The organism is Aliiroseovarius lamellibrachiae (genome assembly GCF_018599245.1).
Lineage (GTDB): Bacteria > Pseudomonadota > Alphaproteobacteria > Rhodobacterales > Rhodobacteraceae > Aliiroseovarius > Aliiroseovarius lamellibrachiae.
Genome location: NZ_JAHEVJ010000001.1, coordinates 470,797 through 494,832 on the forward strand (window position 1 = coordinate 470,797; position 24,036 = coordinate 494,832).

At 56.3% G+C, this 24,036-nt stretch carries 21 protein-coding genes; 8 read left to right on the forward strand and 13 right to left on the reverse strand.

Features of this window, described 5'->3' with window-relative positions; genetic code table 11:
- Window positions 1-143: 143 nt before the first annotated feature.
- Both KKW20_RS02385 and KKW20_RS02390 read right to left on the reverse strand, forming a co-directional pair.
- Window positions 144-2,036 carry a propionyl-CoA synthetase gene (locus tag KKW20_RS02385; RefSeq protein WP_214565733.1) on the reverse strand — a complete coding sequence of 631 codons (1,893 nt, stop codon included), beginning with the start codon at window positions 2,034-2,036 and terminating at the stop codon, window positions 144-146.
- Between the two features lie 484 nt (window positions 2,037-2,520).
- Complete coding sequence (locus KKW20_RS02390) at window positions 2,521-4,794, reverse strand: NADP-dependent malic enzyme (RefSeq protein WP_214565734.1); 2,274 nt, start codon at window positions 4,792-4,794, stop codon at window positions 2,521-2,523.
- A gap of 240 nt (window positions 4,795-5,034) precedes the next feature.
- Here KKW20_RS02390 and cdd point away from each other — a divergent pair, with 240 nt between their 5' ends.
- From cdd to KKW20_RS02415, 5 genes are all read left to right on the forward strand, one after another.
- Entirely contained in the window at window positions 5,035-5,427 is a 393-nt protein-coding gene (gene cdd / locus KKW20_RS02395) for a cytidine deaminase (RefSeq protein ID WP_214565735.1), read from the forward strand.
- Window positions 5,424-6,638, forward strand: coding sequence for a phosphopentomutase (locus tag KKW20_RS02400; RefSeq protein WP_214565736.1), 1,215 nt, complete (start codon window positions 5,424-5,426; stop codon window positions 6,636-6,638). Before cdd ends, KKW20_RS02400 begins: the two co-directional genes overlap by 4 nt.
- On the forward strand, window positions 6,635-7,627 hold the full coding sequence (locus KKW20_RS02405) for an adenosine deaminase (protein WP_214565737.1): 993 nt from the start codon (window positions 6,635-6,637) through the stop codon (window positions 7,625-7,627). The genes KKW20_RS02400 and KKW20_RS02405 overlap by 4 nt, the downstream gene beginning before the upstream one ends.
- Entirely contained in the window at window positions 7,620-8,252 is a 633-nt protein-coding gene (upp, locus tag KKW20_RS02410) for a uracil phosphoribosyltransferase (RefSeq protein WP_214565738.1), read from the forward strand. The genes KKW20_RS02405 and upp overlap by 8 nt, the downstream gene beginning before the upstream one ends.
- A 107-nt stretch (window positions 8,253-8,359) precedes the next feature.
- Complete coding sequence (locus KKW20_RS02415; RefSeq protein ID WP_214565739.1) at window positions 8,360-9,928, forward strand: SPOR domain-containing protein; 1,569 nt, start codon at window positions 8,360-8,362, stop codon at window positions 9,926-9,928.
- Between the two features lie 100 nt (window positions 9,929-10,028).
- On the opposite strand, the gene KKW20_RS02420 is transcribed toward KKW20_RS02415, so the two are convergent.
- Both KKW20_RS02420 and KKW20_RS02425 read right to left on the reverse strand, forming a co-directional pair.
- The gene (locus tag KKW20_RS02420; RefSeq protein WP_214565740.1) at window positions 10,029-11,045 is read right to left on the reverse strand and encodes a hypothetical protein; all 1,017 of its coding nucleotides are present in this window, start codon (window positions 11,043-11,045) and stop codon (window positions 10,029-10,031) included.
- Window positions 11,046-11,143: 98 nt separating this feature from the next.
- Window positions 11,144-12,772 carry a long-chain-fatty-acid--CoA ligase gene (locus KKW20_RS02425; protein ID WP_214565741.1) on the reverse strand — a complete coding sequence of 543 codons (1,629 nt, stop codon included), beginning with the start codon at window positions 12,770-12,772 and terminating at the stop codon, window positions 11,144-11,146.
- A gap of 126 nt (window positions 12,773-12,898) precedes the next feature.
- Here KKW20_RS02425 and KKW20_RS02430 point away from each other — a divergent pair, with 126 nt between their 5' ends.
- Both KKW20_RS02430 and KKW20_RS02435 read left to right on the forward strand, forming a co-directional pair.
- Complete coding sequence (locus tag KKW20_RS02430) at window positions 12,899-13,840, forward strand: DMT family transporter (RefSeq protein WP_214565742.1); 942 nt, start codon at window positions 12,899-12,901, stop codon at window positions 13,838-13,840.
- Between the two features lie 16 nt (window positions 13,841-13,856).
- Complete coding sequence (locus KKW20_RS02435; RefSeq protein WP_214565744.1) at window positions 13,857-14,507, forward strand: sulfotransferase family 2 domain-containing protein; 651 nt, start codon at window positions 13,857-13,859, stop codon at window positions 14,505-14,507.
- Window positions 14,508-14,633: 126 nt separating this feature from the next.
- Here KKW20_RS02435 and KKW20_RS02440 read toward each other — a convergent pair whose 3' ends face one another.
- From KKW20_RS02440 to KKW20_RS02470, 7 genes are all read right to left on the reverse strand, one after another.
- Entirely contained in the window at window positions 14,634-16,838 is a 2,205-nt protein-coding gene (locus KKW20_RS02440; RefSeq protein ID WP_214565746.1) for a 3-hydroxyacyl-CoA dehydrogenase NAD-binding domain-containing protein, read from the reverse strand.
- A 15-nt stretch (window positions 16,839-16,853) separates the two neighbouring features.
- A complete protein-coding gene (locus tag KKW20_RS02445; protein ID WP_214565748.1) occupies window positions 16,854-18,059 on the reverse strand; it encodes an acetyl-CoA C-acetyltransferase in 1,206 nt (401 codons plus the stop codon).
- Between the two features lie 20 nt (window positions 18,060-18,079).
- Window positions 18,080-18,715, reverse strand: a complete 636-nt coding sequence (locus KKW20_RS02450; protein WP_214566056.1) for a glutathione S-transferase family protein — start codon at window positions 18,713-18,715, stop codon at window positions 18,080-18,082.
- A gap of 147 nt (window positions 18,716-18,862) precedes the next feature.
- Window positions 18,863-19,075: a hypothetical protein gene (locus KKW20_RS02455; RefSeq protein ID WP_214565750.1), complete on the reverse strand. Its 213-nt coding sequence runs from the start codon at window positions 19,073-19,075 to the stop codon at window positions 18,863-18,865.
- Complete coding sequence (locus KKW20_RS02460) at window positions 19,059-19,304, reverse strand: hypothetical protein (protein WP_214565752.1); 246 nt, start codon at window positions 19,302-19,304, stop codon at window positions 19,059-19,061. The genes KKW20_RS02455 and KKW20_RS02460 overlap by 17 nt, the downstream gene beginning before the upstream one ends.
- 12 nt (window positions 19,305-19,316) lie before the next feature.
- On the reverse strand, window positions 19,317-21,092 hold the full coding sequence (locus KKW20_RS02465) for an acyl-CoA dehydrogenase C-terminal domain-containing protein (RefSeq protein WP_214565754.1): 1,776 nt from the start codon (window positions 21,090-21,092) through the stop codon (window positions 19,317-19,319).
- A 22-nt stretch (window positions 21,093-21,114) separates the two neighbouring features.
- Entirely contained in the window at window positions 21,115-21,507 is a 393-nt protein-coding gene (locus tag KKW20_RS02470) for a MerR family transcriptional regulator (RefSeq protein WP_214565756.1), read from the reverse strand.
- Window positions 21,508-21,819: 312 nt separating this feature from the next.
- Between KKW20_RS02470 and KKW20_RS02475 the strand changes: the two genes are divergently transcribed.
- A complete protein-coding gene (locus KKW20_RS02475) occupies window positions 21,820-22,362 on the forward strand; it encodes a hypothetical protein (protein ID WP_214565758.1) in 543 nt (180 codons plus the stop codon).
- Window positions 22,363-22,384: 22 nt separating this feature from the next.
- Here KKW20_RS02475 and KKW20_RS02480 read toward each other — a convergent pair whose 3' ends face one another.
- Complete coding sequence (locus KKW20_RS02480) at window positions 22,385-22,753, reverse strand: MerR family transcriptional regulator (protein ID WP_214565759.1); 369 nt, start codon at window positions 22,751-22,753, stop codon at window positions 22,385-22,387.
- Between the two features lie 104 nt (window positions 22,754-22,857).
- Window positions 22,858-23,982, reverse strand: coding sequence for a putative manganese transporter (locus KKW20_RS02485; protein ID WP_214565760.1), 1,125 nt, complete (start codon window positions 23,980-23,982; stop codon window positions 22,858-22,860).
- Between the last annotated feature and the right edge of the window lie 54 nt (window positions 23,983-24,036).

Here is a 24,036-nt window from a genome sequence, read left to right on the forward strand (position 1 = left end):
AGAAATCAGTCAAACAGGGCTCGAGTTGTAGAACAGGGCTTCACCTAAAAGTTGATTAGAATTTTATTCTTACGGATACGCCAGCAAAAAACGCCCCTAAAGCACAGTTTAGGGGCGTTTTTAGTTAGAATTTTAAATATTTCCTAACCTTTAGTATACCCAACCTCGGCCAGCGCGTCCGCGATCTCGTCCAAAATCGCCGGATCATCAATGGTTGCGGGTAGCTTGAAATCTTTCCCATCGGCAATTGAAACCATGGTGCCGCGCAAAATCTTACCCGACCGGGTCTTGGGCAAACGGTCCACGACGATACAGAGTTTGAACGCTGCCACCGGGCCAATCTTCTCGCGAACAAGCTTCACGCATTCCGCGCTGACCTCTTCGTGCGGACGATCAACGCCTGCGTTCAGACAGACCATGCCCAGCGGCAATTGCCCCTTTAACTGGTCGGTCACACCGATCACCGCGCATTCGGCCACATCCGGATGGCTGGCCAGAACCTCTTCCATCCCACCAGTGGACAAGCGGTGCCCAGCGACGTTGATCACATCATCCGTGCGCGCCATGATGTAAAGATACCCGTCTTCGTCTTTATACCCGGCATCGCCCGTTTCGTAGTAACCGGGGAACGCGTTGAGATAGCTTGATTTATACCGATCTTCGGCGTTCCAAAGCGTGGGCAGGGTGCCGGGGGGAAGGGGCAGTTTTATGGCAATGGCACCAAGTTCGCCTGCGGGCATCGGATGACCGCCTTCATCAAGGATCTGCACGTCATACCCAGGCATCGGCACCGCGGGACTGCCAAGTTTGGTGGGCAGCTCTTCAATGCCAAGAGGGTTGGCGGCAATCGCATAACCGGTTTCGGTCTGCCACCAATGGTCAATGACCGGGGTGCCCAATTGCTGTTGCGCCCAAACGATGGTGTCGGGATCAGCACGTTCGCCGGCCAGATAGACCTGTTGCAGGCAAGAGAGATCGTATTTCTTTACGAACTCCCCCTTCGGATCCTCGCGTTTCACAGCCCGAAAGGCCGTGGGGGCGGTGAAGAAGCTTTTCACATTATGTTCGGAAATCACCCGCCAGAATGTGCCCGCATCCGGCGTTCCAACCGGTTTTCCCTCGAACACGATGGTGGTGTTGCCATGTACCAGCGGGCCATAGGTAATATAGCTGTGGCCAACAACCCAGCCCACGTCAGAGGCGGCCCAAAACACATCGCCAGCATCCAGATTATAGATGTTTTTCATGGTCCAGTTCAGCGCCACGAGGTGCCCGCCAGTGTGGCGGATCACGCCTTTTGGCTGGCCTGTGGTGCCAGAGGTGTAGAGGATATAGGCCGGGTGGTTGCCCTCAACCGGAAGACAATCAACGGGGGCCGAGTTGGCCTCCATCTCGGCCCAGTCAAAATCACGACCGGGGATCATGTCAGCCACGCATTCTTCGCGCTGGAAGATCACGGTGAAATCCGGTTTGTGATCGGACAGTTCGATCGCGCCATCCAACAGTGGTTTATAAGGCACAATGCGGCCCGGCTCGATGCCGCAGCTGCCTGCGATGATCGCCTTGGGCGTCGCATCATTGATCCGCACCGCCAACTCGTTTGAAGCAAACCCACCAAAGACAACCGAATGCACCGCGCCAATCCGTGTGACGGCGAGCATGGCGATCAGCGCTTCGGCGACCATTGGCATATAGATGATCACGCGATCACCTTTGCCCACACCCTTGGCCGCAAGCCCACCGGCGACACGCGACACGCGGTCTTTCAGTTGGGCATAGGTGATCTTGTCTTTTCGGCCGGTAATGGGGCTGTCGTAAATGATTGCAACCTGATCGGCCCGACCATTTTCCACATGGCGATCCACGGCGTTCCAGCAGGTATTGAGCATCCCGTCTGAGAACCATTCATAAAGTGGCGCATTCTCGTCAAACAAAGCTTTTGACGGGGCACGGTCCCAATCGATGGCGCTGGCGGCCTCCATCCAGAATGCTTCTGGGTTCTCCTGCCATGCTGCGTAGACGTCTTTGTATGCCATGATACATATCCTCCAAAATCCCTTGGAAAGAGTTACGCGCGGCCTTGCCTTTGGGGCAAGCGTCTTGGTCGGAGGCGCGGCAGTTTATCGCGCAGTCTTTGCAATTTGGCGTGAAATTGGCTGCAAAGTTTTGCAAACTCCCTGATATTATGCGCAGGAGGTGAAAATTTTGACAAGTTTGCAAAATTGCAAATCCTTTGTTGCAAATATTTGTCAGCGGTCTGCCCAACAGAATCGCGCACTCACCCCGCATGGTTTGCGCCAGCACACCGATTGGGCTGGACCTATTCAAAATGGGATTTCGCGGGGCCGGAGGCAGGCCAATTTCAGGCATGCGCCGCCGCGCGCCACACTTTCCTTCTACGAAACAGTGTGTGGCAACCTTGGGGTGGACGGCTGTCAGGGGCGTTCAGTTTTTAGCAGCGCACGGATGGTTGAAAAGTGACACGGATTTGGGGGCCACAGATCAGGCGGCCCCCATTTTTCACCCATACTTGGCGACGGGTGTTCCCGCGATGGCAGACATGTTCAAAAGGCCCCGTGCGGTGATGGATGGCGTCACAATATGTGCGCGGTTGCCCATGCCCATCAAGATCGGCCCAACCTCTAGACCATTTCCTTTTACTTTCAACGTATTGCGCACCGCGCTTGCGGCATCGGCACTGGTGAATACCAGCACATTGGCGGGGCCATCAAACCGGCTGTCGGGGAAAATATTGCGCCGTACAGCTTCGTCCAAGGCGGCGTCGACGTGCATTTCACCCTCGTAGGTAAAGTTACGTTGCTCGCTGTCAAGAATGGCAAGGGCGGCGCGGGCACTCTCTCCGCTGCTGCATTTATGATTGCCGAACTGTGAATAGCTGCAGAGCGAAATCTTCGGGTTCACCCCGAAACGCCGAACATGGCGGGCGGCGGATATGACGGTTTCGGCAATTTGCTCGGGGGTTGGTGTGGTGTGGACATGTGTGTCTGCAATAAAGAGGGGGCCGTCCTCCAGGATCATCAGAGAGAGCGCCCCGACCGGATGCAATGCCTCCGTTCCCAGGATCTGGGTGATGTAATTCATGTGCCAGAGATACTGACCAAATGTGCCGCAGATCAGGCTGTCCGCCTCGTCACGATGCACCATAATGGCGCCAATGGCTGTGGTGTTGGTGCGCAAAATGGCCTTGGCCAAATCGGGTGTCACACCTTGACGGGCCATGATTTGATGGTAGCTGCCCCAGTAATCGCGATACCGGTCATCGCGTTCAGGGTTCACAATGTCAAAGTCACGCTCGGCCTGCAGCGCAAGCCCCGCCCGTTCGCACCGCCGTTTGATCACATCGGGTCGGCCAATCAGAATCGGACGGTCGGTGGTTTCTTCCAACATCGCTTGGGCCGCACGCAGGACATTTTCGTTTTCCCCTTCGGCAAAGACAATGCGGCGTGCCGATGTGGCGGCGGCTTCAAAGACGGGACGCATGATGAGGGCGGAACGGAACACGCTTTCGTCCAAACGGTCTTTATATACGTCAAGGTCGTCCAGCGGTTTGGTGGCCACGCCACTTTCCATCGCGGCTTTTGCCACCGCGCTTGCAACGATGCCCATCAGGCGGGGGTCAAACGGTTTTGGGATCAGATAATCCGCCCCAAAGCTGAGTTGTTCACCTTTATAGGCCGCGGCCGCCTCGGCTGATGTTGTGGCGCGTGCTAAGGCTGCGATCCCTTCAATGCACCCCAGTTGCATGGCGTCGTTAATCTCAGTTGCGCCGACATCAAGAGCGCCCCGGAAGATGAACGGGAAACACAGTACATTGTTGACTTGATTGGGGAAATCAGAACGTCCGGTGGCAATGATAGCGTCTGGTGCCACCTTGCGGACCGCGTCTGGCATGATCTCTGGCGTTGGGTTCGCAAGTGCAAAGACGATCGGTTGCTTGGCCATCTTGCCCACCATCTCCGGGGTCAAAACACCGGGAGCTGACAGGCCCAGAAACAGATCCGCACCCTCGATCACATCATCCAGCGTTGCGGGCGACGTGCCTTGTGCATAGGCCGCCTTTTGGGGCGTCATGTCTTTTTCGCGGCCTTCATAAACGAGGCCGTCGATGTCGCACAAAAAGACGTTTTCGCGTTTCACGCCGAGTTTTAGCAGCATGTTCAAGCAAGCAATGCCAGCCGCCCCGCCCCCTGTTGAGGCAACTTTGATTTCATCAAACCGTTTCCCGACAACCTGCAAGGCGTTGGTCGCAGCCGCCCCCACAACGATTGCGGTTCCGTGCTGATCGTCATGAAAAACGGGGATGTTCATACGTTCGCGGCAGATTTGTTCAACGATGAAACAATCGGGGGCTTTGATGTCTTCCAGATTGATGGCCCCAAAGCTTGGTTCCATCGCGCAGATGATATCCGCCAACTTTTCCGGGTCGCTTTGGTTTAGCTCAATATCGAAGCAGTCGATATCGGCGAATTTCTTGAAGAGAACGGCTTTGCCTTCCATCACGGGCTTTGAGGCCAGTGCGCCGATATTGCCCAAACCAAGCACAGCCGAGCCGTTGGTGACCACGGCCACCAAGTTTCCGCGTGCGGTGTAACGGTTTGCAGTTGCTGGATCTTTTGCGATCTCAAGGCTGGCTTCTGCGACGCCGGGGGAATAGGCAAGCGACAGGTCGCGCCCGTTTGCCATCGGCTTTGTGGCGCGTATTTCTAATTTTCCGGGCTTTGGGAACTCATGATAATTCAGCGCGCGCTTGCGGGAATTGTTGGTGTCCGTCATGAGGTCTCCGTCCGTGTTTTGCTGAATAGTTTAACTTTAAACCATCCGGTGAATTCGCCTGTACTATAAGGCGAAACCTGTTTCGATCAAGCGACAATCACATAGCATAGATCGACCCATGGGTCTTGCGCTAGATGCATGGCGGGTTTCTTGGCGGATTGTCACCGCTAACACTGTTTCTTGTTGCATCCCCCTTGCGTGGGCGTCAGATTGTATCAATTGGTCAAAACGGAGGCTCAGATGTCCTTGCTCGATGCCGCGAAAGCCGTGCGTGAAAACGCGTACGCCCCCTATTCGAATTTCAAAGTGGGTGCCGCCATTCGCACCGGGTCTGGTGAGGTGTTCACCGGATGTAATGTGGAAAATGTAGCTTATCCCGAAGGCACCTGTGCCGAAGCCGGGGCCATTGCCGCGATGGCGGCCTCTGGTCAGCGAGAGATTACAGCGGCGTTGGTCATTGCGGATGCGCCGATGCCTGTCACTCCCTGTGGGGGGTGTCGCCAGAAATTGGCCGAATTCGCCAAAGCGGATGCTGTGATCACCATGATGACCACAGAGGGCAAAACGCTGAGCATGACCATGGCAGAGCTGCTGCCTGGGGCCTTTACCAACGAACATATGGACAACACATGACACGCGCTTTTTTAATTGTGATGGATTCCGTCGGTTGCGGTGGTGCGCCGGATGCCGACAGGTTTTTCAACGATAAGACCGTACCCGACACCGGGGCAAACACCCTGGCACATATCGCGCAGGCCTGTGCGGAAGGGCGCGCGGAAGAGGGGCGGAGCGGCCCGTTGAAAATGCCCCATCTCGATGCGCTGGGGTTGGGGGCGGCGGTGCGTGCATCCTCTGGGGATGAGATGCCGGGGTTTGACGCCGAACCCACCGGGCTTTGGGGGGCTGCTCAGGAAGTGTCGGTAGGCAAGGACACGCCCACCGGACATTGGGAAATCGCCGGTGTGCCGGTGCCATGGGCGTGGGGATATTTTCCCGATACACATCCTGCTTTTCCAGCCGATATCACCGCCGAGATTTGCCGACTGGCGGGGGTGGACGGTATTTTGGGCGACAAACATGCCTCCGGCACGGCGGTGCTTGAAGAACTTGGCGCGGAACATATGCGCAGCGGTTGGCCGATCGTTTACACCTCTGTCGATAGCGTGTTGCAGATCGCCGCACATGAAGAGACATTTGGCCTGGAGCGGCTGGTCAAGCTCTGTGAAGACTTGGCGCCCATGGTGCATAAGCTGAAAGTTGGCCGGGTGATTGCGCGTCCGTTTGTGGGCAATGAAGTCGACGGGTTTCAGCGCACTGTGAACCGCAGGGATTTTGCGATCACGCCACCGGAACCCACGCTGTGTGACTGGGTTGGGGCCGAAGGGCGCAAGGTGCATGCGATTGGAAAGATTGGCGATATCTTTGCGCATCGCGGCATTGATACGTTGAAAAAAGGGGCTGATGTTGATTTGATGGAGCATCTGATCAACAGCTTTGACAGCGCCGAAGAGGGTGATCTGGTTTTTGCCAATTTTGTTGAGTTTGACTCCAAATTTGGCCACCGCCGCGACCTATCCGGCTATGCCCGGGCGCTTGAATGGTTTGACAGCCAACTGCCACGCGTGTTTGCCAAGATGCGCGAAGGGGATTTGGTCTTATTCACCGCCGATCATGGCAATGATCCAAGCTGGGTTGGGACCGACCATACCCGCGAACGCGTTCCTGTGATTGGGGCCGGGCTTGGCCTGCAAGAGATTGGCATTTGCGGATTTTCCGACATCGGGGCCTCGGTTGCGGCCCATCTGGGTCTGGGGCCACGCGGCGCCGGAAGGAGTTTTCTATGAGTTTTCTGAGCCTGCCAAAAGTTGAGTTGCACATGCACCACGAAGGGGCCGCCCCGCCTGCGTTCATCCGGGGGCTTGCGGCCGAAAAGAACATGGATATTTCGGGCATTTTCACCCCGGATCGGGGGTATGCCTATCGCGATTTCTGGCATTTTCTTGAGGTCTATGAGGCCGCAACATCTGTGTTGCAAAGCCCAGAGGATTTCCGCCGCCTGACGCTAGCGATTTTGGAGGAAAGTGCCAAGCAGGGTGTTGTTTACGCGGAAAGTTTTATCTCGCCTGATTTCTGCGGGGGGCGCGATGTTGCGGCGTGGAAAGACTATCTTGCGGCGATCAAAGATGCGGCCGATGAGGCCGAGCGTACGATGGGCATCACCCTGCGCGGCATTGTGACCTGTATTCGCCACTTTGGCGGCGACGTGGCGGTGGAAACGGCCAAATGCGCGCAGGAAACGGCCGGTGATTGGATCGTTGGGTTTGGCATGGGCGGCGATGAGAAGGCGGGCAATCAGTCCGATTTTGCTTATGCTTATGACATGGCGCGCGAGGCGGGCTTGCAGTTGACCACCCATGCGGGCGAATGGAACGGGCCAGATGAAATTCGCGAAGCGTTGGACGCCTTGAAAGTGCAACGCATTGGCCACGGCGTGCGTTCTATTGAGGATAACGCGCTGGTCGAGCGGTTGATCGAAGAGGGCACCACGCTTGAGGTGTGCCCAGGGTCAAACGTGTTCCTGAATGTCTATGACAAGCTGGAAGATCACCCTATTGCCAAGTTGCGCGATGCGGGCGTCAAGGTCACGGTTTCAACTGATGATCCGCCGTTTTTCCGCACCACAATGACCAAGGAATACGAGGATCTGTCCCGCGTCTTTGGCTGGGAAGAAAGTGACTTTTCCGATCTGAACAATGTTGCACTTGAGGCCGCGTTCTGCGATGCCGATACCAAAGCGCGCATCGCCAAAAAGCTGGAGACTGACCATGTATGACCATCTGACCGTTGTTGATCACCCTCTTGTGCAACACAAGCTGACTTTGATGCGCGAAGAGGGCACGCCGACCAGTGTGTTTCGCCAGCTTTTGCGCGAAATCAGCCAGCTTTTGGCCTATGAAATCACCCGCGAATTGCCGATGACGTCCAAAACCATCACCACCCCGATGCAAGAGATGGACGCGCCGACTTTGGCGGGGCGTAAACTTGCGCTGGTGTCGATCCTGCGCGCGGGCAATGGCTTGCTGGATGGGGTGCTTGAGTTGATCCCATCCGCGCGGGTTGGATTTGTTGGCCTGTACCGGGACGAGGAAACACTTGAACCGGTTGAGTATTACTTCAAAGTCCCAGATCACATGGATGAACGGCTGGTGATTGCTGTGGATCCTATGCTTGCAACGGGCAACAGCTCGGTTGCGGCAATTGATATGCTGAAGAAATCCGGTGCAAAAAACATCCGTTTTCTGTGTCTTTTGGCGGCACCCGAAGGGGTTGCGCGCATGAAAGAAGCGCATCCAGATGTGCCGATCATTACCGCGTCTTTGGACGAAAGGCTGAATGAAAAAGGCTATATTGTTCCGGGGCTTGGCGATGCGGGTGACCGAATGTTTGGTACAAAATAGCGAAAACTAAACAAGTTTTTCTCTTTACATAAGTAGGGGCAACTGGCAGTGTTCCACACAATATTTTGTGTGGGGGCACAACAGATATGTTTAAAAAATCTGTAGCCATGTTGGCTATTATCGCAGGATTATCCGCCGGAAGTGCACAGGCTTTGAGCTTGAAAAAAGGCGCTCAGCCAGCGGAGTATCCGCCCGCTAATTTCAGCGGCGACACATATGTCGACAGTCGGGGCTGTGTTTACATCCGCGCGGGTTTCGCCGGAAATGTCGCCTGGGTGCCGCGTGTATCACGCAGCCGCAAGGTGTTGTGCGGTGCGCAGCCCACCGGTGGGGCAAGCCAGGCACAGACCATCGCAGCACAGGCGCCTACACCAGCTGAGGTTGCGGCAGAGCCGGCCGCCACGCCCGTTGTTGCCGCGCCAGCACCAAAGCCACAGCCAAAGCCTTTGCCCAAAGCGCAATCAAATATCCTGGCCTCTGTTCAGCCAGCGCCGGTCGCGAATGTCGCGCCCTTGCCCAAAGCCGTTCGGATGTCGGCCACGCCTCGGCCCGTGCGGTCCACTGGGGCGGGTGGCCCGGCATTGCCGCCAGCGGTTGGGTTCGGCGCCGTGGCTGACGGTTTGCCGCCGCGTGCGAAACCCGCGCCGCTTTGGTCGGGGCGCTATGCTGCCACATCAAACTCTGGTGCGGCATCGGGCGTGCCTGTCACAAACCAAGCAGGGTTGGCTGGTGTGAAAGCCAACGCGGTCTTGGCAAATGATGGCCCCATCACACGCACCGTTCGGGTCAATTGCCCCGCGCGATCCGGCGTCAGTCAAGTGTATCTGAACGGGACGAATTTGCCCGTGCGATGCGGCCCACAGCAGGTCGCCCCGGTCAGTTATGTGGTGGCCGATGGAAATGGCCAGCGCACCCGCGTTGTGACCATGCCGCACCCTTCAAACGTGGCGGCCTATACGCCGGTGTCGACCTCTTCATCCTATGCTCCGGTCCCTGTGACGTCGGTTACGGTAAACCAAGGTGTTGGATATGCGCCGCGCCAGTATAATGTCGTGCGTCGTCGCGATCTTGATAAATCCGCGCTGTCACCGTCGACCGTGATTGCGCCACAAACCTATGTGGCCTCGAATATGCCAGTGGAGTTGCCGCGGGGGTATAAACCCGCGTGGGGCGATGACCGACTGAACCCGATGCGCGGAGTGCGCACGATCGGGGGCGATGCGCAATCGGCGAAAATTTGGACCGAAAAAGCGCCTCGTCAGCTCATTGGGGTGCAACTTCCAAAGCAAAATCCCCTGACTGGGGCGAAAATATTTGGGCGTAAGGCGCCGCGCTCTGGCACGTTGAATTATGTACCGGTGCCGATTTATGACAGCCCTGCTGGTGGTGGCAAAGAAATCCTGTCCACGCGTGGGGCGGCCATTTCGGCCCCTAAATCGGTAAGCGCCCAAGCGGCCAGTCACCGTTATGTTCAAGTGGGGGGCTTTGCTGATCCTGGTCAGGCGCGAAACGTGATTATCAAGCTGCAGCGTATGGGATTGACCGTGTCCAGCCTGACCTCAAAATCAGGAGTGAAGACAATCATGGCTGGCCCGTTTTCGCAGCAGGCCAGTCTGAATGCGGCGCTGTCGCAACTGCGTGGGGCAGGGTTTGCGAACGCGAAATTGCGGAAATAAAGTCGGATCACAAAGCCGAATGCACAGAACCAAGAAAAGCCCCATGCGTCAGCAGCGGGGCTTTTTTTATGGAATAGGATGCGCTGAGGGGGTACTGAGGTTATTCGCCGCAAATTCCCTGAAGCCGCACCCAATCTCCGTCGCTTAACAAGGGGATTGCGGTATTGAGCGGGATTGGGTCTGCTTCGATCAATGCAATGGTTTGCTCGCCCGTCAGGTCAAGCGCATATGCATATGGGGTGGAACGGATGCCTGCCTCCGCAAAGCGTGGCAAAATGGCCTCGGCGGTTAACGGGTCCGCGGTTGAGGTCAGCAGCCATTCTGCATAACGGTCGATGACCTCGTTGGGCATGTTGCCGGTGGTCAAAAGCTGCACCGTGGCGCGCAGCCCTGCGTGATTGAGCAGCCCAAGCATGGGGTCGGTTTGGATACGGCGTTGATCTTCGGCGAGGATGAAACCCGCGACAACGTCAGGTTCTTCATAATCCTCAATCAAAGCGCGGTTCAATAGGGTGATGTGGCCGGGCAAATGGGCGGCGGCTTGCACGCCTCCGGTTAGCACAATCAAGCGCGGCGCGCGGGCGCCCAGCACCCGCCGTCCCAGCATATCCAGTGCCGAACGGGCGAGGATCCCATCGCATTGCTTGCCCGCGACGCGGTCAATGCGGTTCAAAATCCGCTGGCCGATATTGAGCCGTGTGGGTTCTGGCACCACGGTGACCGTATAGCTGCGCAACGCATCAGGCAGCCAGAAAACCCCAAGTGCAACCAACCCCGCCAGCACACCGCCGGTGATCAGATGGCGCAGACGCCCCGGGTGGCGGCGCCGCTTTTCAATGACTTTGCGCACACGCTCGATGCCATCAATCATTGTGGCATCATCAATCTCAAGCTCTTCATACACCTCTTCTGAGGGGGCAAAAAGGGCAGGGCGTGTGCCGGGATTGATCCGCCGAACTGCGGGCAAAGACCAATGGGTCAGGGCCGTGTCGGACATGTTGGAAATGGTTAACGAGGCATCCCCCAACGAGACAATGACATTCACGCGCTGCGCATCAGGCGATGCACACCAGACCCCCGGCGCTTCTAGCCGGTCGTATTTCTTTAAGGCCGTCATGGTCGGACGGGGCTGCTCTTCATTGTTATCGTTGCGCCAAGAATAACTTGGATTTTGTGCTTTGTCGATTGGGGTTTAACCGTTTGAAGGCGCGTTTTTCACGTTGGTTTCACCCGCTTGCGAAGCTCGAACTTTTGGATTTTCCCGGTTGAGGTTTTGGGCAGTTCGCAAAACTCCACCGCCTTTGGGGTTTTGAACCCGGCCAGACGATCGCGCACAAAGGAAATCAGCTCTTTTTCAGAGACATCCGCCCCATCTTTCAATTCAACAAACGCATGTGGAACCTCGCCCCATTTGGGATCAGGCTTGGCGACCACGGCGCAAAGACTGACGGCGGGGTGGTGCATCAGCGCGCCTTCAACCTCAACCGAGCTGACGTTTTCGCCGCCGGAAATGATGATGTCCTTGGCGCGGTCAGTGATTTGGATATAGCCGTCGGGGGTTTGATGGGCGATGTCGCCAGAGTGGAAATACCCGCCCTGAAATGCCTCGGCGGTGGCGTCTGGATTTTTCAGATAGCCTTTCATGACTGAGTTGCCCCGGATCATAATCTCGCCCGTGGTGGCCCCATCCATGTCGACCTGTTGCATGTCATCGTCCAAGACGGTGATGTCTTCCATCTGGGGAAAGGCAACGCCGGTGCGTGCTTTGATCGCGGCGCGTTCTGCTTGGGGCAGACCATCCCAATCGGGGCCGTTCCACAGGCATTCGGTGACATGACCATAGGTTTCGGTCAGCCCGTAAACCTGGGTGATGTTAAAGCCGAGCGGCTCAACCGCGGCGAGGGTGGCGGCGGGAGGCGGGGCGCCTGCGGTGAACACTTCGACAATATGGTCAAAGGGTTTGCGGTCGGCGTCAGCGGCGTTCACGATCATATTGAGAACAATGGGCGCGCCGCCGAAATGGGTCACGCCTTCGTCAGCAATGGCGTCATAGATCGCTTTGGCGGTCACATCACGACAACACACAATGGTCCCGCCCAAAATGGGCATCATCCAGCTGTGGTTCCAATTGTTGCAATGAAACAGCGGCACAATTGTGAGATACTTGGGATAAAGCCCCATGTTCCAGCTTATCGGCGTGCCCATCGTCATCAGATACGCGCCGCGGTGGTGATAGACGACCCCCTTGGGACGCCCGGTGGTGCCAGAGGTGTAATTCAGCGCAAGGCTTTCCCATTCGTCTTGCGGCATGATCCATGTGAAATCTGGATTGCCAGCGCCCACCACATCTTCGTATTCGGGGTGACGACCTGAGGGGGGGTGTCCGGCGGGGGTATCTCCAACCTCGATGATCAAAGGCGCGGGGCCTTGCATAAGGTCAATGGCTGCTTCGGCAAGCGCCAGGAATTGGCTGTCGACCAGCACCGCCTTGGCTTCGCCGTGATCAAAAATATAGGCCACCGTGTCGACGTCCAGCCGCACGTTGATGGTGTTGAGCACCGCACCACAGGCTGGGATGGCAAAGCTGGCTTCCACATGGGGCAGGGTGTTGGGCAAAAGGGTCGCCACCACGTCGCCGGGCTGAACACCGCGCGCCACAAGGGCCGAGGCGAGCTTGCTGACCCGGCTGTGGTATTGCGCATAGGTCAGGCGCCGCGCGCCATCGACGATGGCCTCGCGTTTTGGAAACACCTTTGCCGCACGCTGAAGGTGGGACAGCGGCGTCAGGGGTACAAAATTCGCGGCGGTCTTCTCAAGCCCGGTTTCGTCAGCCATCCAGCCCATGTGTCTCTCCCTGTGTGATGCGGATCTTTTGCCAGCATTCTTTCTACTATGTCGTTTTCAAAACAGACCAGATCGTCCCCAATCGGGTCAATGGTACAAACGCCCAAATGAGAGTAGGAAAACGACATGTCGGCCCCCACAACATTCAATGACGCTACGTCAATACATGACCGTCCGCTCGCGGCGGCAGGCGTTGTTGTGTTTTCGATGTTCGTTTTGGGTGGGTTGGACAATGCGGTGGCGGTGATTGCGCGCGATACGGGACTTTGGCAATTTCACTTTCTCCGCGCCTGTCTTGCGGTGTCGATCATGCTTGGGATGGCGCGGGTCGGGTGGATCAATATCACGCCAAACCGCCGCTGGGCGGTGGCGTTGCGCGGGGGCATGACCGGGCTTTCGATATTGGTGTATTTCGGCAGCCTTGCGTTTTTGACCTTGGCGCAGGCGGCGGCAGGGCTGTTTACCGCGCCGATCTGGGTGATGCTCTTGTCCGCTGTCTTTCTGCGACAACGCGTGGGGCCAATGCGCATCTTGGCCGCCGCGATTGGCTTTGTCGGCGTGCTTTTGGTGTTGCGCCCGTTTGAAGGTGGGCTGAACACTTTGGCGCTGTTTCCGATCATTGCGGGCTTTTTCTATGCCTGCGGTGCGATCGCCACGCGGCAGTATTGTACCGGTGAAACGGCGATGGCGATGCTGTTCTATTTCTTTCTTTCGTTGGGCCTGTTTGGCTTTGTCGGTGCCTCAGCGATGAGCCTTTGGTCCCATGACATCCCGATCGGTGCGGATGGGTTCATTCTGCGGGGCTTTGGCCCGATGGGACATCTGTCGATGGGCTTGACGGTGTTGCAAGCGGTTGGATCAATATTTGCGGTTGGTTTGATTTTTCGTGGATACCAAATGGGGGATGCGGCGCAGGTTGCGATTTATGAATACTCGCTGTTGGTGTTTGCCGCAGGGTGGAGCTATCTGATGTTCTCGCAAACGGTTGATCTGATGATGGCCATCGGCATGGGGTTCATCATTTTGTCGGGCATCGTGATCTCTCTGCGCTCGCGTCGCGTGAGCTGACAGGGTAGGGTAGGCCATGATTATCTCGCATGGTCGCCGCTATATCTTTGTTCATGCACCCAAAACCGGGGGAACGTCGCTGGCCTTGGCGCTTGAGGCGCGGGCGATGAAGGATGATATTATGCTGGGGGATACGCCAAAGGCGATCAAACGGCGACACCGTGTGAAGGATGTGCAAACTTCTGGCCGGTTGTGGAAACACGCCACCCTGCGCGATATCGAAGGCTTGGTTTCTCGCGCTGAAATGGCGGAGTATTTCGTCTTTACGTTGGTGCGCAATCCCTGGGATCGTATGGTCAGCTATTATCACTGGTTGCGTGCGCAAGGGTTTGACCACCCGGCGGTGACCCTTGCCAAATCTTCTGATTTTGCAGGATTTCTGCGTGCGCCCACCACCCAAACCAGCTTTCGCGCCACCCCTTTTACCAGCTATGTCACCGATGCAGAGGGTCAGGATTTAGGCAATTTGTTCATCCGGTTGGAGCATCTGGAAGAGGATTTGTCCGTTTTAGAGCAGCACTTAGGCTTTAGCCTTCGCCCGTTGCCTCATGAAAACCGGTCTGATCGTGGTTCGGATTATCGCGCGGCCTATACGGATGAACTTGTTGATATCGTTGCAAAATGCTGTGCGTCGGACATCAAGCGATTTGGGTATAAGTTCGGGTGATGTCTCTCTCTCCTTGCGCGCAGAGCAGATACCCTTTCTGGGAACGCTCTGGTCATCCCGCGTCAACGGTCACGAACGAAAAAAGCCCGGCAGTCTGCCGGGCTTTCATTCTCATGTCTCAGTTCTTCAGGCTGCGACAGCACTTTTGTCAAAGCGGTCATAAAATCCTTCGCCGCTTTCGGCCATCTCACGCAACAACGCGGGCGTGGTGAAACGGTCGCCGAACTTCTCGGTCAGCTGATCACAGACCTCTGCTGCATAAGGCGCCCCCAGCATATCAAGCCAGCTGAACGGGCCACCCGACCAAGGCGCAAAGCCCCAGGCCAGGATCGCGCCCACATCCCCTTCGCGGATGTCTTCAAGCACACCTTCTTCCAGCGCGCGCACCGCCTCGAGCACCTGGCTCATCATCAAACGATGCTTCACTTCGGTCAGATCCGGTTGGTCGTCTGCATGTGGGAACTTATCGGCCAGACCGGCCCACAAGCCCGTGCGTTTGCCTTTGGCATCATAGTCATAAAAGCCAGCCCCCGCTTTGCGCCCCAAACGCCCTTCGTCCGCCATCCAGAAAATGATGTCGTCCACGGCGCTGTCAGGGTAGGCATCGCCCATCGCGGCCTTGGTGGCCTTGGCAATTTTCACGCCGAGATCGATTGAGGTTTCATCCACCAATTGCAGCGGCCCAACCGGGAAGCCCAGCAATTTCGCCGCCCCTTCGACCAACGCAGGCGACACGCCTTCGCCAACCATGCGCATGCCTTCGTTGATGTACGGAATGATGCAACGGTTGCAGTAAAAGAACCGCGCGTCGTTCACAACAATCGGCGTTTTGCGGATTTGACGCACGTAATCAAGCGCTTTGGCCGTGGCCCGGTCGCCGGTCTCTTTGCCTTTGATAATCTCGACCAGCATCATCTTCTCAACCGGTGAGAAGAAGTGGATGCCGATGAACTGATCAGGGCGCGCGCTGGCCTTGGCCAACTCGGTGATCGGCAAGGTTGAGGTGTTGGTGGCATAGATGCAATCCGCGCCCACGACAGCCTCGACCTTTTTGGTCATTTCGGCTTTTACGCCCACGTCCTCAAACACCGCTTCGATGATCAGGTCAGCACCTTTTAGCGCATCAAGATCCGTGGTGGCGGTGATGGCGTTCAACACGGCCTCTTTCTTCTCAGGGGTGGCCTTTTTGCGGGCGATCCCTTTGTCGAGGTAGGTTTCTGAATAGGATTTGCCGCGATCAGCCGCTTCTTGGGTCTGGTCGATCAACACGACCTCCATTCCGGCCATGGCAGAGACCAGTGCAATGCCGGCCCCCATCATGCCTGCGCCCAATACGCCGACCTTTTTAACCGACTGATCATCCACGTCTTTTGGACGTACAGCGCCTTTTTCAAGCGCTTGTTTGTTGATGAACAGCGACCGGATCATCGCAGAGGATGTCGGGTCCATCAGCACGTTCACGAACCAGCGGCATTCCACCCGCAGCGCGTCGTCAAACGGCACCAAAGCGCCCTCATAGACCGCCGACAGCAATGCCTTGGCCGCCGGGTAAACGCCATTGGTCTTGCCGTGGATCATCGCGCTGGCGCCGACAAAGGTCATGAAGCCCGAAGGGTGATACGGTGCGCCGCCGGGCATTTTATATCCTTTGGCGTCCCATGGTTTCACGATGTCAGCGTCGGTTGCGTTCAACACCCATTCTTTGGCGCGTGCCTGAAGCTCATCTGCCGGCACAACCTCGTCGATCAACCCTGCGGCCTTGGCTTTGGCGGGGGACACGGTCTTACCCTCAAGCAAGAACGGAGCTGCGTTCATCGCCCCCATTTTGCGCACAAGACGGGTGGTCCCACCCGCGCCGGGAAAAATACCCACCATAATTTCGGGCAAGCCGATTTTCGCCTTTGCATTGTCCGCGGCAATGATGTGGTGACAGGCCAGAGGGATTTCCAAACCAATGCCAAGCGCGATGCCGGGCAGGGCCGCGACAATCGGTTTTCCCCCTTTGTTGGTCTTGGCATCCATGCCGGCGCGTTCGATTTTACGAAGGGCGGCGTGCATCGACATGATGCCATCAAAAAGACCCTTTGCCGGATCGTCGCCCGCGTCAGATTTCATTTGCGCGATGACATTCAGATCCATCCCGCCGGCAAAATCTTTTTTGCCAGAGGTGATGATCGCGCCCTTGATGGCGTCGTCTGCCAGAACGGTTTCCACATGGGCGTTCAGCTCGGCAAGTGCTTCATAAGACAGCACATTCATGGATTTACCCGGCACATCCCAGGTGATGGTGGCGACGCCGTCGGCGTCCACGTTCAATGTGAAATCAGCCATAATTACGTCTCCTTCTTATACGCGTTCAAGAATGGTGGCGGCGCCCATACCGGAGCCGATGCAAAGCGTGGCAAGACCGGTTTCCTTGTCGGACCGCTCCATTTCGTCCAGCAAAGCGCCAAGGATCATTGCGCCTGTGCCGCCCAAGGGGTGCCCCATCGCAATCGCCCCACCGTTCACGTTCACTTTGCTTGTGTCCGCGTCAAACGCTTGGATGAAACGCAACACAACCGAGGCAAAGGCTTCGTTCACTTCATGCAGGTCAATATCGCCAAACTTCATACCAGCCGCCTGCAACGCACGTTCGGTCGCAGGAACCGGGCCGGTCAACATGATGGTTGGATCAGTGCCCACCTTCGACGTGGCTTTGATGCGCGCGCGCGGTTTGATGCCGTGACGTTCGCCAAACTCTTTGTTGCCGATCAGAACAGCGGCGGACCCATCTGCGATCCCGGATGAGTTCCCGGCGTGGTGCACATGGTTGATCTTTTCCAGATGCGGGTATTTCAGCAAAGCCACAGCATCAAAACCGGGCATCTGTTCACCCATCATTTGGAAGGATGGAGTCAGCCCACCAAGGGTTTGCATGGTGGTTTCGCGGATCATCTCGTCCTCGGATATGATCTCCAGCCCGTTTTGGTCGCGCACGGTGAACACCGATTTGAACCGACCAGCCGCACGGGCCGCTGCGGCGCGTTTTTGGCTTTCAACAGCATAAGCGTCGCAATCATCGCGGCTAAAGCCGTACTCGGTTGCGATGATGTCAGCAGAGATGCCTTGTGGCACAAAATAGGATTTCATCGCCAAAAAGGGATCCGCGGCAATCGCGCCCCCATCCATGCCCATCGGCACGCGGCTCATGCTTTCCACACCACCGGCGATATAGGCATCACCCGCGCCGCCTTTGACTTGGTTGGCAGCCATATTCACGGCCTCAAGAGCAGAGGCGCAAAAGCGGTTGATCGACACGCCGGGGATGCGTTCGTCGAGGTCGGAATAAAGCACAGCGGAGCGCGCCAAACAGGCGCCTTGCTCGCCAACTTGGGTCACATTGCCCCAAATCACATCCTCAACCGCGTGGCCGTCAAGATTGTTGCGTGATTTCAACTCGTTCAGCGCCAAAGCAGATAGGCGCACAGCGGGCACCTCATGCAAGGTGCCGTCTTTCTTGCCTTTGCCACGCGGGGTGCGCACGGCGTCATAGATAAAGGCATCGGTCATAGTGTATTCCTTTCAAGAGCTTATGCGCGATCCGCGGGGGATCCGGGCATCAGGTCATAGGGGTGTTTCCAGCCGGGTGTGTCCGAAATACGGGTCAACCAGGCGTCAATATGGGGCCATTCGGCGCGATCAAAGCCAAAGGGTTCAGGGTAGAAAAGATAGCCGCAGCACGAGATATCGGCGATGGTGATCGCGTCACCAACCAACCAATTGCGGGTCGAAAGCTCGTCTTCCAATGTTTTGTACGCCGACTTTAGGCGGGCCATGTTGAAGGCAATCACCTCTTGCGGACGTTTGTCTTCGGGCAGGAAATTATTCAAAAAACGGGTTAGACCAGCGGTAGAGGACAGTTTGTGATTGTCCCAAAACTGCCAGCGCAAAATCTCGCGACGTTCTTCGGCGGATCGCCCACCCAATTTGCCGGATTTTGAGGAGACGTAATCCTGAATGGCACCGGATTGAGACAGGGTGATATCCCCGTCGACCATCACCGGGGCCTCGCCCATCGGGTTGATCTCGCGATATTCAGGCGTGCGGGTTTCACCGCCGAAAAAATCGACGTAAACGGGCTCCCATTCCAACCCGGACAATTCCAACGCCAGCGCCGCCTTATAGGCGTTGCCGCTTTCGCCGAAGCAATAAAGTTTAATCATGATATTCTCCCCAGTTACGATGGCAGAGCTGGGGATTTCACATCCCCAGACCCCTGTGGGATATTTCTGGAAAGAGGAAGGAGGCGGCCCTTTTCCTCTTTCCAGAAATATCCCCGCCGGAGGCATCTTTCGGTGCCGCCGGGCGATGTCTTAGCGTTTGCGCGCATCCAGTTCAGAGTTGAACAAGCGCAAGCGCGCGGTCAGGTTTTCCTGGTGTGTGACACTGTCGAAATGCTCAAACAGAAACGACAATGCCTCGCCTTCGTCCAGACCCGCCTCAGATGCAAAACGCTTTAACCGGCGATATCCATCCTCTGTCATGGCACAGGGGAACCGACGGGTGAGTTTAAAGCGTTTTGCCATTTTTTATCCTTTTCGATAGAAAACCACTGACAAAAGAACCAACGGCGGCAACAAGCGCTACTTTTGCTGATCCCGTCATCCAGCCTTGTCCCCGCTCAATTCCTTCAACACTGGTTGCGATCGTCGGGTCGGTCGAAATGGTTGACATCCCCCACCAAGCTAATGCGCCGATACAAACAAAAATCAGCAATGTCGAAAGTGCGGAAAGAGCTTTGCCAAGTGGTCCCATGTGTGTCTCCTGTTAGAACTGTTCTGCGTCCAGTGCCATCACCGTCGATGCCCCGCTTTCAATGCGTGCAAGATGCATGGCGGTGGCCGGCAGGCGGCGTGCCATATAGTAGCGCGCTGTTGCCAGCTTGGTCTCGTAAAACGCCACGTCAGAGGCGCCATTTTCCAAGGCGTCCAATGCGGCGCGGGCGGATTTGGCCCAGACAAAGCCAAGGCAGACATGACCAAAGAGGTGCATGAAATCATAGCTGCCTGCCAGCGCATCATTGGGATTTTTCATGCCTGATTGCATGAAGAACATTGCCGAGGCCTGCAGGTGTTTGGACGCGGTTTTCAAAGGCTCGATGAAATCACTCATCGCCTCATCCTCGCCCTGTTCTTTGCAGAAGGCTTTGATCATTTCAAAGAAACCCATGATTGGCTTTCCGCCACCAGCGGCCAGTTTGCGGCCCACCAGATCCAGTGCCTGAACGCCATTGGCACCTTCGTAAATCTGCGCAATGCGTGCATCACGGGTGAACTGGCTCATGCCGTTTTCTTCGATATAGCCGTGGCCACCGTAGATCTGTTGCGCCAGAACAGTCATGTCGTACCCCTGATCGGTCAGAAAGCCTTTCAGAACCGGAGTCATCAGAGAAATCAGCCCCTCGGCCTCTTCATCACCCGCGCGGTGGGATTGGTCAATCAGCTGTGCGCCCCACAAAAGGAATGCGCGCGCGCCTTCGATAAAGGACTTTTGATCCATCAAGGAACGGCGAATATCAGGGTGAACAATCAGCGGATCAGCCGGGCCATCGGGGTTTTTCACCCCGGTCACATCGCGCCCTTGCAGGCGGTCTTTGGCATAGATCACGGCGTTTTGGTACGCCGCTTCGGCCTGTGCCAGACCCTGCATCGCCACACCAAGACGCGCTTCGTTCATCATGGTGAACATCGCGCGCATGCCTTTGTGCATATCGCCCAAGAGATACCCGGTTGCCTCGTCATAGTTCATCACGCAGGTTGAATTGCCGTGGATGCCCATTTTCTTTTCGATATTGCCAACCGACACACCATTGCGCGCGCCCACCGATCCATCGTCGTTCAGGTTGAACTTCGGAACAATAAAGAGCGACACGCCCTTGATGCCGTCTGGCCCGCCGGGGATTTTTGCCAGCACAAGATGGATCACATTGTCAGACATGTCGTGATCACCGGCCGAGATGAAAATCTTTTGGCCGGACACCTTATACGATCCATCCTCCTGCGGTTCCGCTTTGGTGCGCATCAGGCCCAGATCGGTGCCGCAATGCGGTTCCGTCAGGTTCATGGTGCCGGTCCATTCGCAGCTGATCATTTTCGGCAGATAGGTCGCCTTTTGGTCGTCCGTGCCGTGGGCAAGGATGGCCGAGGCCGCACCGTGGGTCAGGCCCTGATACATGGTAAAGGCTTGGTTTGCCCCAGAGAAAATCTCGCCGACAGCGGTGCCAAGAACGGCTGGCATATTCTGCCCACCAAATTCCTCGGGCATATCAAGCCCGGTCCACCCGCCGTCTTTCATCTGCTCAAACGCTGCTTTGAACCCGGTGGGCGTATAGACGACCCCGTTTTCCAAACGACAGCCTTCCCGGTCGCCCACAACATTTAAAGGGGTCAGCACATCGCTGGCCAGCTTGCCCGCTTCTTCCAGCACGGCCCCGGTAAATTCGGGTTCCAGATCACTGTAACCGGGAACGTCGCTTTGATGCGTTTTCAACACTTCGTGCAGGACAAACGCCATATCTTTGGTGGGGGCGGTATAGCTGGGCATATGTGGATCCTCTGGTTCTGGCTTATTTGGTGCCGTTTTCAAAAGCAGCGATGGCTTTGGCTGCCCAATTGAGTTGTTCTGTCAGATCGTCGATGGCTTCATCCAGCTCGGCACGTTGGCTTTGCAGGTCATTCAAGTGCTTTTTCGCGACCTCATAGGTGCGCGTCAGCTGGGTTTGTTGCTGATCGCCCATATCGTAAAGGTCGAGCAGCTGGCGGATTTCCTCCAGCGCGAACCCAAAGCGTTTGCCGCGTAAAATCAGCTTAAGCCGGGCGCGGTCGCGTTTGGTGAACAGGCGTTTCTGGCCATCGCGCACCGGGGCCAACAGCTCTTTCGCTTCATAAAAGCGCAAGGTGCGTGCGGTGACGTCGAAGGCGTCACACATTTGACGAATGCTCATAAGGTCGTCGGTCATTTCTGAATTCGATCCCTTCAAGACACCGGTCCGTTTGTTTGGGGCAGGGGGCGGGATTGCCGACCTGCCGATTGCTCTGACCGGTTTTGTTTACTTCATAGGTTTACGTTTACGTAAATGTAACGTGACGTCAAATATTTCAATTGCGTGGCGTCAACTTTCCTTGCCGTAACGGAACGTCATTTTCTAAAAATGGGATGAAATGAGCGGTATTTTGCTGTTGGCCTTTTGGGATCGCGACTGTTTTATATCAAACAGCTCCACTTTGCCGCGTCTGGTAGAGTGGCTGAGCAGGCCAAAGAGGGGGATTGGATGCGATTCTATTGGGTGGTTTTTGTGGGGATTGGCGTGGGGGCGGCGCAGGCCGAAACGGAATATTGGGATTACAAAGATTGGCATGTGGCCGCAGAAAGCATCGACACGGGCGAAGATTTGCGCGTGAGCTGTACGGCGTGGACCGGCGGTGACGGGATGCCGTCGTTGCGGTTGGAACAGTCTAATGGCGATGCCGGGCCGCCCAGCTATTACCCACAACCTTATATGCACGAGACGGCCGCACGCCATTACCCTACCTTTTTACAGGACGGGCAGCGGGTGATGTTTGAATTTGATGCCGATTGGCGCACAGAAGGGTTTGTCCAGGCGGGCTTTACCGAAGAAGGTCTCGCGTATGCAGATGCGCGCGCCCATCAAGGGGACAGTTTGGGACTGCTGCAAACGATGCGCCGGGCCGGGACGCTTTGGGTCACGTTGGATGGGGAAATTGCGGGCGAGTTCTCGATGTCCGGCTTTACCGCTGCCTATGGCAAGATGGCTGAACAATGCGGGTTTTCCACCCAAGATGTCATTGATTGAAAGCCCTGGGTCGCGGCGCGGATTATTTCACGAGTGTCTGCACGTCATCGCGCAGCTTTTGTAAATCGTCGATCGTTTCTGACAATTCCGCATATTGCGTGCGCAATGAAGAAAGCTGACGATCCGCCAGTTCGACCCAGGCCTGATTTTGCGCATCAGTGCCTTTTTCATCATAGATCAAAAGCCATTGGCGCAATTCTTCCAAGGAAAACCCAAACCGGCGCCCGCGCAGAATCAACGTCATGCGGGCCACTTCGCGCGGTGTGTAATAGCGAGAGCGCCCTTCTTTTTCTGGGCTGAGAAGCTCGATATACTCGTAATAACGCAATGTGCGCGGGGTCACGTCGAACTTGGCGCACATTTCCTTAAAGTTCAGGCGGTCGTCGGACATGTCGCATCCCTGAGGTTGTGGTTGCCGCAAACCTAAAGCTTTGGGGGCGGGGGTGCAATTTGGTATTACTACCCCCCCGGCAAAAGGGAATGATTTGCTTTTGCTCAGTTCATAAAGCCGGGGGCGAAGAAATAGAAGCCATAGCCCATGATCAATGCGGGCACTGCGGAATAGATCGTGGCCACCATTGCGGCTTTTGGATTGAGGGCGATGGCCGGGAACAGAGCATCCCCGTCATTTGAAATGGCATTCCCCAACAGGGCAGCAAAGGGGACAACGCCGTTCAAATACAGGGTTGTCACCAGAACCTGCGGCCCACACCCGGGGATGAAGCCAATCAGGATTGCGATCAAAGGCAACAGTGGGGCGATGGTTTCAAACATATGCGCAATATCTATGCCGGCAAATGTTGCGATGTATTCATAGGCCAGATAGGCCCCAATCACCCAGACCGAGATAAAGCTGGTTTCCTCTGCCATACGCGTCAGCGGATGGTCATCAGCATGGGTCATGGCCATCAAGGCGGATGTGGACCAGATGAACAAGCCCAGCAGTGTTCCGGCCAGAGCGATCCACAGAATTGGCACACCAAGGATATGGTCAATCGTCACCTGACCCAATTGGGCTGCCCCGACAATAAATCCCGGAATTGCCAAGGCCAGATAGGCCATGTCCTGCACGCGCAACCTCCCGATTAACGGGGCCAGATCACAGGCGGTCGTGGTGCTTGCACGAAACTCGATTGTGTTGAAGCGATCCACCAGCCAGCCAGAAACGATCCCAACAACAAAAGACAGGGGCAATACCACCAAAGCCGCCTCTGGTCGGGTGGCAATCAGCAAAAATGCCGCATCGCCCATGGTTGCGGTCAGTGTGGCGACCACTGCGCCAAACCCAACATGACCCGAGCTATAAGCCGCAACCACCACCACCGCACCGCCACAGCCAGGGGTGGATCCGAGCAAAGCGGCCAGAGGCACCTGAGCCATCTTTGAATTGGAAAGCGCGTTGCCGATGTTGAAGTTAAAAACGCGCTCCGCCCCATAAAAAATCAGCAAGGTCGCCGCAACAAATACGGACACCTGAACATAGGCATCGGTCATTAGCTTGCGGGTCAGGCTGCCCAATTCCCCCGGTGCAGCGGCCAAACCCACCATAATGGCAAAAACCAACAGGCGTTTGGGGCGCAGGGATCCAAAGGACGACAGGGTGGCGGTGGAGGTGGCCATATTGATGTCTTCTTGCAATTGAGAATAATTCGCAAGTGCAAACTAGGGGCTTGC